Origin of the sequence: Mesorhizobium sp. M7A.F.Ca.MR.148.00.0.0 (assembly GCF_003997735.1) — a bacterium.
In the GTDB taxonomy this organism is placed as follows: Bacteria; Pseudomonadota; Alphaproteobacteria; order Rhizobiales; family Rhizobiaceae; genus Mesorhizobium.
On the sequence record NZ_RZTB01000067.1, the window covers coordinates 6,633 to 17,121 of the forward strand.

At 65.3% G+C, this 10,489-nt stretch carries 10 protein-coding genes and 1 pseudogene (1 of these 11 running past the window's edge); 6 read left to right on the top strand and 5 right to left on the bottom strand.

Annotated features, from left to right (window positions below):
* The 4 genes and pseudogenes from EOB49_RS21850 to EOB49_RS21865 form a co-directional block, all read left to right on the top strand.
* A pseudogene (locus EOB49_RS21850) lies at positions 1–1,328 on the top strand (glycerol-3-phosphate dehydrogenase/oxidase) (it extends 386 nt beyond the left edge of the window).
* The gene (locus tag EOB49_RS21855; protein ID WP_127382208.1) at positions 1,319–2,161 is read left to right on the top strand and encodes a class I fructose-bisphosphate aldolase; all 843 of its coding nucleotides are present in this window, start codon (positions 1,319–1,321) and stop codon (positions 2,159–2,161) included. Before EOB49_RS21850 ends, EOB49_RS21855 begins: the two are co-directional and overlap by 10 nt.
* Before the next feature lie 22 nt (positions 2,162–2,183).
* A complete protein-coding gene (locus EOB49_RS21860; protein WP_127382209.1) occupies positions 2,184–3,698 on the top strand; it encodes an FGGY-family carbohydrate kinase in 1,515 nt (504 codons plus the stop codon).
* Positions 3,695–5,311: a GMC family oxidoreductase gene (locus tag EOB49_RS21865; protein ID WP_127382210.1), complete on the top strand. Its 1,617-nt coding sequence runs from the start codon at positions 3,695–3,697 to the stop codon at positions 5,309–5,311. The genes EOB49_RS21860 and EOB49_RS21865 overlap by 4 nt, the downstream gene beginning before the upstream one ends.
* A 12-nt stretch (positions 5,312–5,323) precedes the next feature.
* On the opposite strand, the gene EOB49_RS21870 is transcribed toward EOB49_RS21865, so the two are convergent.
* Positions 5,324–6,241: a LysR family transcriptional regulator gene (locus tag EOB49_RS21870; protein ID WP_127382211.1), complete on the bottom strand. Its 918-nt coding sequence runs from the start codon at positions 6,239–6,241 to the stop codon at positions 5,324–5,326.
* Positions 6,242–6,372: 131 nt separating this feature from the next.
* Between EOB49_RS21870 and EOB49_RS21875 the strand changes: the two genes are divergently transcribed.
* A complete protein-coding gene (locus tag EOB49_RS21875) occupies positions 6,373–7,011 on the top strand; it encodes a DsbA family protein (RefSeq protein ID WP_127382212.1) in 639 nt (212 codons plus the stop codon).
* A gap of 41 nt (positions 7,012–7,052) precedes the next feature.
* Complete coding sequence (locus EOB49_RS21880; RefSeq protein ID WP_127322455.1) at positions 7,053–7,664, top strand: NAD(P)-dependent oxidoreductase; 612 nt, start codon at positions 7,053–7,055, stop codon at positions 7,662–7,664.
* A 25-nt stretch (positions 7,665–7,689) separates the two neighbouring features.
* Here EOB49_RS21880 and EOB49_RS21885 read toward each other — a convergent pair whose 3' ends face one another.
* From EOB49_RS21885 to EOB49_RS37825, 4 genes are all read right to left on the bottom strand, one after another.
* On the bottom strand, positions 7,690–8,490 hold the full coding sequence (locus tag EOB49_RS21885) for an ATP-binding cassette domain-containing protein (RefSeq protein WP_127382213.1): 801 nt from the start codon (positions 8,488–8,490) through the stop codon (positions 7,690–7,692).
* Positions 8,487–9,326, bottom strand: coding sequence for an ABC transporter ATP-binding protein (locus EOB49_RS21890; protein WP_164781759.1), 840 nt, complete (start codon positions 9,324–9,326; stop codon positions 8,487–8,489). Before EOB49_RS21890 ends, EOB49_RS21885 begins: the two co-directional genes overlap by 4 nt.
* Positions 9,323–10,153 carry an ABC transporter permease gene (locus EOB49_RS21895; protein ID WP_127382214.1) on the bottom strand — a complete coding sequence of 277 codons (831 nt, stop codon included), beginning with the start codon at positions 10,151–10,153 and terminating at the stop codon, positions 9,323–9,325. Before EOB49_RS21895 ends, EOB49_RS21890 begins: the two co-directional genes overlap by 4 nt.
* Positions 10,150–10,489, bottom strand: a 340-nt coding sequence (locus tag EOB49_RS37825; RefSeq protein WP_245472777.1) for an ABC transporter permease, incomplete at its 5' end; no start/stop codon positions are given. The genes EOB49_RS21895 and EOB49_RS37825, both read right to left, overlap by 4 nt.

A 10,489-nucleotide genomic window follows, 5' to 3' on the forward strand; every position in this document is an offset into this window, starting at 1 on the left:
CGAGCCGGCGCGGGGCGCTGGTCATCAAGGCGGGGCTTGCCATGTATGACCTTTTCACCGCGGCACGGCGTTTGATGCCGACGCACAGGTTCAGGGGCCGCGCCGAGACCCTGAAGACATGGCCGGCGATCAATCCGGCGATCCGCAATTCGGCGACCTACTACGACGCCTGGGTAAGCCGGCCCGAACGCCTCGGCCTGGAGATGCTGCTGGACGCCATGGCGAGCGCGACGAATGCCCGCGTCTTGAACTATGCGCAGGTGTCGTCGACAGGCGCTGGCCTCGCCATCACCGACACGCTGACGGGCGAAAAGTTGCCGGTGCGGCCGCAACTGGTCATCAACGCCACCGGCGGCTGGATCGACCTGACCAACAAGGCCATCGGGGCAACGGCGCAGACGATGATGGGCGGTACCAAGGGCTCGCATCTGATCGTCGACAACGGCGAACTGTTCGACGCGCTCGGCGGCCATATGGTCTACTATGAGAACGAGGACGGGCGCATCTGCATCCTGTTTCCCTATCTCGGCAAGGTGCTGATCGGCTCGACCGACATCCGGGTCGATGATCCCGACCAAGTCCGTTGCGAAGAGGACGAGCAGCGCTACATCCTGCAGTCGCTCGCCTTCGTCTTTCCCTCGATCAAGATCACGGAAAACCAGATCGTGTTTCGCTTCGCAGGGGTACGCCCGTTGCCCGCCAGCGAGGACAGTTTTACCAGCCGCATACCGCGCGATCATTTTTGCGAGTTCGTAGAAGCGAGCGGGCATCTGCCGGCGACACTGTGCATGATCGGCGGCAAATGGACCACCTTCCGTTCGTTTGGAGCGCTGGCCGCCGACATGGCGTTGAAGCGGCTTGGCCTCGCACGCGGCAAGGGCACGCAGGACATGGCCATCGGTGGCGGCCGCGATTTCCCCGCCGATCCGGACGCCTGGTGCGCGTCATTCGCCGCCGAGCATGGCCTGCCGGTCGAGCGCGCGCACACACTTCTGGAACGCTATGGCACGTCGGCCAGGGATTTCGTTTCGCACCCGGCGGGCGAACAGATGCTGCCACTGTCGGATTATTCGGCAAGCGAAATCGGGCGCATCATCGAGTGCGAACAGATCGAGTGCCTTGCCGACCTGTTCCTGCGCCGCACCACCATCGCCATTTCGGGCGGTCTCAGTTTCGACCTCGTCAACGCCGTTCTCGACATGCTGGCGGCGCACAAGGGCTGGAGCGCCAGCGAGGCCGCCACCGAGCGCTCGACCTTCCTCGCCTTGCTGGCCGACCGGCACGGCATCGATCTCCAGACGCATCAAAGGAGCGCCCTATGCGCATAAACAAGAAAGTCCGCATGAACCGGCTGTTCGGTGGCGGCCGCTGCCTCGACGTCGCCATCGATCACGGTGTCTGCAACGAGCCGAGCTTCCTTGCCGGGCTGGAAGACATGGCGGGTGTGGTCAACCAGCTGGTCAAGGCCGGCCCCGACGCCATCCAAATGAACTACGGCCAGGCCGATCTGCTGCAGGCCGTGCCTGGCAAGGACAAGCCGGCGCTGGTGATGCGCATCGACATGGGCAATCCCTATAACAGGATACGCCACCGGGCGATGTGGGCGGTGCTGCAGAACGAAGCCGAGCCCTTGCTTGGCGCCATCGAGATGGATGCGGCTTGCGTCGTGGTCAATCTGTTCATGCTGCCCGACGAGCCGGACCTGTTCCGGCAATGCGTGCAGAATATCGCCCGCGTGCGTGCGGATTGCGAGAAATACGGCCTGCCGCTGATGATCGAGCCGCTGGCCATGCTGCCGGTCGCCGAGCATGGCGGCTACATGGTCGACGGCGATGCCGAAAAGATCGTCACCTTGACCCGGCTTGCCCGTGAAATGGGTGCCGATATCGTCAAGGCCGATCCGACCACCGATCCCAACGATTTCCACCGCGTCGTCGAGGCGGCGCGCTGCCCGGTGCTGGTGCGCGGCGGCGGCAAGGAGGATCTGCGTGCCGTGTTCGACAAGTCGGCCGCCTTGATGGCACAGGGTGCGCTTGGCATGGTCTATGGCCGCAACATCTACCAGCATGCCAACCCGAGCGCTGTCGTGCGCGGGCTGATGGCGATCATTCATGACGATGCCGATGGCGGCGTGGCCTGGGATCTGTACAACCAGGCATAGGCTGCGGCCTCGGGAGGCGCCAATGGCAAGCTACATCCTCGGCCTCGATGCCGGCAACACCGTCATCAAGGCCATCCTCTTCGACTTGTCCGGCCGCGAACTGGCATTCGCCGCCCGTGACGGCCGCTCGTCCATGCCAAAGCCCGGGCATGTCGAACGCGATCTCGACGAACTCTGGCGCAACGCGGTCTCGGTCATCGGCCAATGCATTGCTGAAGCCGGTATCGACGCCGGCGAGATCGTCGCCATTGGCTGCGCCGGCCATGGCAACGGGCTCTACGCGCTGGATCGCTCGGGTGCGCCGCTGATCGGCATCCAGTCGCTCGACACGCGCGCGGTCGACATCGTTGCCGAATGGGCAAAAGAGAATGTCGGCGACCGCACCTATGCACATTGCCTGCAACGGCCGTGGGCGGCGCAGACACCGACCCTGCTTGCCTGGCTCAAGCGCTTTTCGCCGGCTTTGTTCGCCAGCATCGGAACTGTGTTCCTGTGCAAGGATTTCGTCGTCAACCGCCTGACAGGTGCGCGCAGCAGCGATACTTCAGACATGTCGGGCTGCGGCCTGCTGCAGATGCAGGACCGCCGCTACGAGCCGGACCTGCTTGCCGCCTATGGGCTCGGCGATTGCATGGACCTGCTGCCGCCAGTGCTGGAATCGGCCGACATTGCCGGCCATGTCAGCGCGGAGGTGGCGGCCCTGACTGGGCTGCGCATCGGCACGCCGGTCGTCGCCGGGCTGTTCGATGTCGTCGCCAGCGCGGTCGGTTCGGGCGTGACCAGAACCGGCGCCGCCTCGGTTATCGCCGGAACCTGGAGCATCAACCAGGTCATCACCGACGAACCGATCCGCGACCCTTCGATCTTCATGCTGTCGACTTTCGACCGCCAGCGCTATCTGGCGATCGAATCCAGTGCCACCTCGGCCGCCAATCTCGAATGGATCGTTCGCGAATTCCTCGAACATGGTGGCGAAGCCGGCAAGTCGCCGTTCGAATTGTGCAGCGAACTGGTGGCGTCCGTCGATCCCAACAGCGACATCCCGATCTATCATCCCTTCCTTTACGGCTCGCAGCAGAATGGCCATGCGCGCGCCGGCTTCTATGGCATCGCCGGCTGGCACAGCCGAGCCCATCTGCTGCGTGCGCTGTTCGAGGGCGTTGCCTTCGAGCATAAGCGCCATGTCGAGACCTTGCACAGAGCGGGCGCTGACTTCGACCAGGTGGTGCTGTCGGGCGGGGGCTCGCGCAGCAGCGTCTGGCCGCAGATATTCGCCGATGTGCTCGGCGTGCCCGTCACCGTGGCGCGCAGCCGCGAAACCGGCGCGCTGGGAGCGGCGATCGCGGCGGGCACCGGCGTCGGCATTTTCGCGGACTACAGCGCCGGTGCAGCCGCCATGACGGCGGCGTCCCGACATTTTGTACCCAACGAGGCGGTTGCCGATGCATATTCGGGGCGGTATCGACTGTACGGCGAGATCAACCAGGCGATGACCCCGATGTGGGAGCGCATCGCCGGACAGCAGGCGCGCACGTGACCGAAGCTCCACCGTCCCCGTTCGGCAGTTACGACTACGTCATCGTCGGCGCCGGCTCCGCCGGCTGCGTGCTTGCCAACCGGCTCTCCGCCGATCCGCGCAACAATGTGCTGCTGCTCGAGGCCGGCGGCAGCGACCGCTATCACTGGGTCGATATCCCGATCGGCTATCTCTTCTGCATGGGCAACCCGCGCACCGACTGGATGATGAAGACCGAGCCGGAATCCGGTCTCAACGGACGCAGCCTAAACTATCCGCGCGGCAAGGTGCTCGGCGGCTGTTCATCGATCAACGGCATGATCTACATGCGCGGCCAGGCAGCCGACTATGATGGCTGGCGTCAGGCCGGCAATGCCGGCTGGGGCTGGGACGACGTGTTGCCCTATTTCCTCAAATCGGAAGACTATCACGGCGGCAAAGGCGCCATGCACGGCAGCGGCGGCGAGTGGCGGGTCGAACGGCAGCGGCTTTCATGGCCGATCCTCGACGCCTTCCGGGACGCGGCCGAGGAACTCGGCATTCCGCGCACCGAAGACTTCAACACCGGCACCAATGAAGGCTCGGGCTATTTCGAGGTCAACCAAAGGAAGGGCGTGCGCTGGAACACGTCGAAGGCGTTTTTGCGCGGCATAGCGGGGCGCAAGAACCTGCGCGTGGTGCTCGGCGCGGAGACCGAACGGCTCGAATTCGACGGCCGGCGCGTCACCGGATTGGTTTTCCGCCAAGGCGGCCGCCTGCACCAGGTCCGCGCTGGACAGACGATCCTTGCGGCCGGCGCCATCAACTCGCCCAAGCTGCTCGAACTGTCGGGGGTGGGTCGCCCCGACCTGCTCTCGGGCATCGGCGTGGATGTTCGTCACGCCTTGCCGGGCGTCGGAGAAAACCTGCAGGACCATTTGCAGATCCGCACCGTCTTCAAGGTCGCCAACACCGCCACGCTCAACCAGCGCTACCACAATCTGGTCAGCCGTGCGTCGATGGGGCTGGAATACGCGCTCAAGCGCAGCGGGCCGCTGTCGATGGCGCCAAGCCAGCTCGGCATCTTCGCCAGGAGCGATCCGCGCCTTGCAACGCCCGATCTCGAATATCACGTGCAGCCGTTGAGCACCGACCGTCTTGGCGAGCCCCTGCATCGCTTTCCCGCGGTCACCGTCTCGGTCTGCAATCTGCGTCCGGAAAGCCGGGGCAGCGTGCACATGGGTTCAGCCGACGCGCGGGAGGCGGCGAAGATCCGGCCGAACTATCTTTCCACCGAGGGAGACCGCAGCGTGGCCGTCGCGTCGTTGCGCCATGTCCGCAGCCTGATGAAGGCACAGGCGGTGGCGCGCTTTGCGCCGGAAGAGATGCTGCCCGGCACGCAGTATGACAGCGACGAAGAGCTCATCCGCAAGGCCGGCGATATCGGCACGACGATCTTCCACCCCGTCGGCACCTGCAAGATGGGGTCGGATACGATGGCGGTGGTCGACGAGGCCCTGCGTGTTCACGGGCTTGGCGGGCTGCGCGTGGTCGATGCCTCGATCATGCCGACAATCGTCTCGGGCAACACCAACTCGCCGGTCGTCATGATCGCGGAAAAGGCAGCCGAGATGATCCTGCAAGAGGCCCGCTGACCGCCATCGGCTTCAGGCCGCGGCAACACCGCGCGATCGCCGTCTCTCGGCCGCCGCGAGCAGATCCACGAAGGTGCGCACCTTGGCGGGCCGGAACCGGGCCGGCGGAAAGACCGCGTGGATGCCGCCTGACGGCAGGCTCCAGTCGGCAAATACCGGCACCAGCCGCCCCTCGGCGATATCGTCGCTGACGCTATAATCCGGAAAGACGCCGAGTCCGATGCCGACGAGCACGCAAGCCAGGGCGGCGGGGCTCTTGTCGCACATGATCACCGGATTGAGTTCGGTCAGCACCGTTTCGCCGTCCCTGGAAAACAGCCATTGGCCGATGCCGCGCAACTGGGTGTTGCCGACCCAGGCCAGCGATCTTGCCTGGCGCGGCGTCACGTCGGGCGGCAGGCTCGCCGCGAAGCCAGGGCTCGCCACCACGATCTGCCGGATCGTCCCCAGGCGCCGCGCCTGGTTCGAGGAATCGGTGAGCCAGCCGACGCGGATGCCGAGATCGATCTGCTCGTCCACCAGATTGCTGACGGCGTCGTCGAAGATCGCCTCGACGCGCATATGCGGGTAGGTTCTGAGATAGGCCGCCATGACCGGAGCCACGATCTTGGTGCCGTAGTCGAGTGGCGCCGTCAGCCTCAGCGTTCCGCTCGGTTCGACGGCTCCGCGCGAGATTTCGCCATAGGCCGCCTCCGCTTCCCGCAGGATGATCATCCCGCGGTCATAGAAGAGGCGACCCTCTTCGGTCGGCGTGACACGCCGGGTCGTGCGCTGCAGCAGCGTTGCGCCCAGCTCCTCTTCGAGCTTGCCGATCTGATGGCTGACCACGGCCTTGGCGACGCCAAGCCGGTCGGCCGCGGCGGTGAACGAGCCGGTTTCCATCACCGTGGTGAAGTAGGCGAGCCGATTGAGGTTCAGAAGTTCGGCCAAGCTGGTTGCCCTTTGTATGATCAAATCAGACAGTTTGTACAATTGGGCGCCATTTATCGCAAGGCTGCCGTCTGCCACATATGAGCGACGGCCTCGACGAGTCAGGTGGCCGGGCAGGAATGGCAGCGACTATGACCAATTCAGAGGTGACCTATCTTTTCGATCCGCTCTGCGGCTGGTGCTATGGCGCCACCCCGATGCTCGACCGGTTGTCGGCCGCCGGCCTGAACGTCGAACTGCTGCCGACCGGCCTGTTTTCCGGCGCCGGCGCGCGTCCGATGGATGAAGGCTTTGCGGCGCATGCCTGGGCGAACGACCAGCGCATCGAGCGCCTGACCGGACAATTCTTCACGCCGGCCTATCGGCACAATGTCCTCAATGTCCGTGGGACCCTGCTCGACTCACATGCCGCCACACTCGGCATCAGTGCCCCTGGCCTGGAAGATCCCAGCCGCCGGCTTGCGGCGCTGAAGACGATCCAGCATGCGCGCTATATAGAAGGACGCGATGTCGTGACGATCGGCGGTGTGGCCGAGGTGCTCGCCGCCGCCGGCATGGCGGACGCCGCCGAAATGCTCAAGGCGCCGACCGAAACATTGCTGACGGCTCACCGCGATCTGGTTGGCCGTGGCCGTGCGCTGTTCCAGCGCCTGCATGCCGATGGCGTGCCTTCGCTCTCGGTCATCCGCAATGATGCGCCCCGGCTCATCGGTTCGAACGCGCTGTTCGGCAGCTTCGACAATCTCGTCGCCCATATCGCGGCGGCGTGATCCCATCCTCCAGACCCCCAACAAGAAATAAGGAAACAGACATGGCAAAAGTCGCTCTCATTGGTGCATCGGGCGCCGTCGGTTCACGCCTTCTCAGGGAACTCTCCGATCGCGGCCACACCGTCACCGGCATTGCGCGCAACCCGGAAAAGATCGTCGCGCTTCCGGGCGTGACGGCCAGGAAAGGCGATGTCTTCGACAGACAAGGTCTCGCGGACCTGATCCGCGGCCATGACGCGGTGATCAGCTCCGTGCATTTCCTGGACAGCGATGCCGATACGCTGATCGAGGCGGTGCGAGCCTCCGGCGTGAAGCGCTATCTGATCGTCGGCGGCGCCGGCAGTCTCGAAGTCGCACCGGGCAAGCGGCTGGTCGATAGCCCCGACTTCCCTGATATCTACAAGGCCGAAGCGCAGAAGGGCGCCGACTTCCTGGACAGATTGAAGACGGTCGACGACCTCGATTGGACGTTCCTGTCGCCATCCGCCATGTTCGTGCCTGGCGAGCGCACCGGCAAATTCCGCCTCGGCAAGGACACACTTCTCGCCTCCGACAAGGGCAGCAGCATTTCCTTCGAGGACTACGCGATCGTCATGGTCGACGAGATCGAGAAGCCAGCCCATATCAGGCAGCGCTTCACCGTCGGCTATTGAGCGAACGGGTGGCGGCGGCCGGGTCTCAATCGAGGCCGGCCGACGCCAGCCGCATCAGAGTCCGGTTCAATCTCGGTGCTGCCGCCACCAGCGCCTTGCCGATGGCCGATTGCGGTGCGTCGATGACGGTTTGGGCATCGCCACTTTCGGCAATCCGCCCGGCATCGAGAAGGATGACGCGGTGGGCGACCGACCTGATGACGCCGAGATCATGTGAAATGAAGAGATAGGCGATCTTTTCCTGGCGTTGCAGGTCGAGCAAAAGCTCGAGGATCTCCCCGCGTACGGAGACGTCGAGCGCCGACACCGCCTCGTCGAGCATGATCAGCGACGGCTTCGTGGCGATGGCGCGGGCAATGGCGACGCGCTGCCGCTGTCCGCCGGAGATCTCATGGATGGCACGCGGGGCGAGGTTCGCCGTCAGCCCGACGCGCTCCAGCAAGGCGGCGATGCGGTGCGGGCGCTCGCCGCGGGAGGCGATACCATGGATGCGTAAGGGATCGTCGAGCACACGCGCCACCGTGGCGCGCGGATTGAAGGCGGCCAATGGATCCTGGAACACCATTTGCAGGCGTGCGCGGCGTGCTCGCAGTGCTGTGCTGCGCAGGGCCAGGAAATCGTCGCTTTCGAATTCGATGCGCCCGGCGTCCGGCTCGATCAATCGCAGCACCAACCGCGCGATCGTCGACTTGCCGCTGCCGGAAGGTCCGGCTAACGCCAGCGTTTCGCCGGGGTCGATGTGAAAGGAGACATCGTCGACGGCAGCGATGGTCTTGTTGCCGCGACGGTAGCGCTTGGTCAGGTTGGACACCGTCAGCAGGCTCATGCGTGGAGCCTTGCTCGGTTCAGCAATGGCCTGGTGTCGAGGCCGATATGGGCATCAAGCAGTGCGCGCGTATAGGGCTGGGCCGGGGCGCCGACAATCTGCGCCGTCATGCCAAGCTCGACCAACTGGCCATGACGGAAAACAGCGATACGCTCGGCAAGCTCGGCCGCCAGCGCGATGTCATGGCTGATGAACAGCAGCGTCATGCCGTCCTCGGTCACCAGGCGTCGGATCAAGGCGACGATCTCGGCCTGCACGATGGTATCGAGCGCGCTGGTCGCTTCGTCGGCGATCAGCAATTTCGGACCGGCCGCAATGGCGGCGGCGATCGCCACACGCTGCTTCTGGCCGCCGGAGAGTTGATGCGGGAAGGCGCGCAAGGCCGAGTACGGGTCCGGCAGGCGGACGCGCTCGAGCAGGCTTTTGGCCCTGGCATAGGATTGGGACCAGGTGAGGCCGAGATGGGTGCGGGCGACTTCGGCGATTTGCTTGCCCATGGTCATGACAGGATCGAGGCTGGCGGAGGGGTCCTGGAAGACGAAGCCGATGTCGCGGCCGAGGCGGGGCACTCCACCGCGAAGATGAAAAGGTTGGCGCTCTACGGCGCCCAACGTCGGTCGCAAGAGCCAGTCGATCCGCCCATCAACCCTGGACGAGACCGGCAACAGCCCGGCAATCGCCAGTGCCAGCGTGCTTTTGCCTGAACCGCTTTCGCCGATGATGGCGAGGCGTTCGCCATTGGCAATATCGAGGCTTACACTCCTCAGCGCTGCCACCTCATTGCTGTCACGGCGGTAGGTCACCGTCAGGTCGCGGATCGAAGCGAGCGTGGTCACGACAGGCCTCTCCTGACTGCTGTCGTCTCGACAATGCCTTCGCCGGCGAGATAGACGCCGAGCACGGTCAGCACCAGCGCTATGCCCGGGACAATCGACAGGAAGGGCGCGGTACGCAGGACAGCGCGGCCTTCGGCGATCATTCCGCCCCAGGTGACCCGGTTGGGGTCGCCCAGGCCGAGGAACGACAACGCCGCCTCGGTGAGGATCGCGGCGGCGACGATCACCGACGACATCGCCAGCACAGGCGGCAGGGCATTGGGCAGCACCTCGCGAAAGGCGATTGCCAGCGGGTGCATGCCGATGACCCTGGCTCCGGCGACATAATCGCGTTCGCGTATGGAGAGGACTTCCGCGCGGGCGACCCGGGCAGGTCCGGTCCAGGTGCCGAGCGCGATGGCAATCACGACGACGCCGAGCGACGGTCCGACGACGCTGACGAAGGCCAGTGCCAGCAGGAAGCTCGGCACGGTCTGGAAGGCGTCGGCGATGCGCATCAGCACCTCGTCGACGAGGCCGCCGGCAAAGCCGGCCAATGTGCCGACCACGGCGCCGACGACAAGTGCGGCGGCCGCGGCCGCGAGCCCGACAGCCAGCGATGTGCGGGCGCCATGAAAAAGCTCGGCCAGCACGTCGCGGCCAAGCCGGTCGGTGCCCAGCGGCAGCGACCAGTCCTGGAACGGCGGCAGCAGCGCCGGGCCGGCGATGGCCTGCGGGTCGCCGGGGAACAGCAGCGACGCCGACAGCGCCATAGCGATCAGCGCCGCCAGGAGAATGGTGCCGGCGACCGCCTCGGGCGTGCGCAGAAAGCGGCGGAGCGGGCTCATGCGCCGGCCTCGCTGGCGCCTACGCGCGGATCGAGGAAGGCGTAGGCGATGTCGACGAGCAAATTGATGACAAGGACCAGGACTGCGCTGGTGAGGATAATGCCGAGTAGAAGCGGCGTGTCGCGGGAGGCGACCGCCTCCTGCGCCAGCCGGCCGAGGCCGGGCACGGAAAAAACGCTCTCGATGACGACGCTGCCGCCGAGCATCTGCGCCGACTGCAGGCCGAGCATGGTGACCAGCGGCAGCAGTGCATTGCGGGCGACGTGGGTGAGCACGATGCGGCGGCGTGACAATCCTTTGGCGCGCGCGGCCAGGACGAAGTCCTGCCGCCAGACC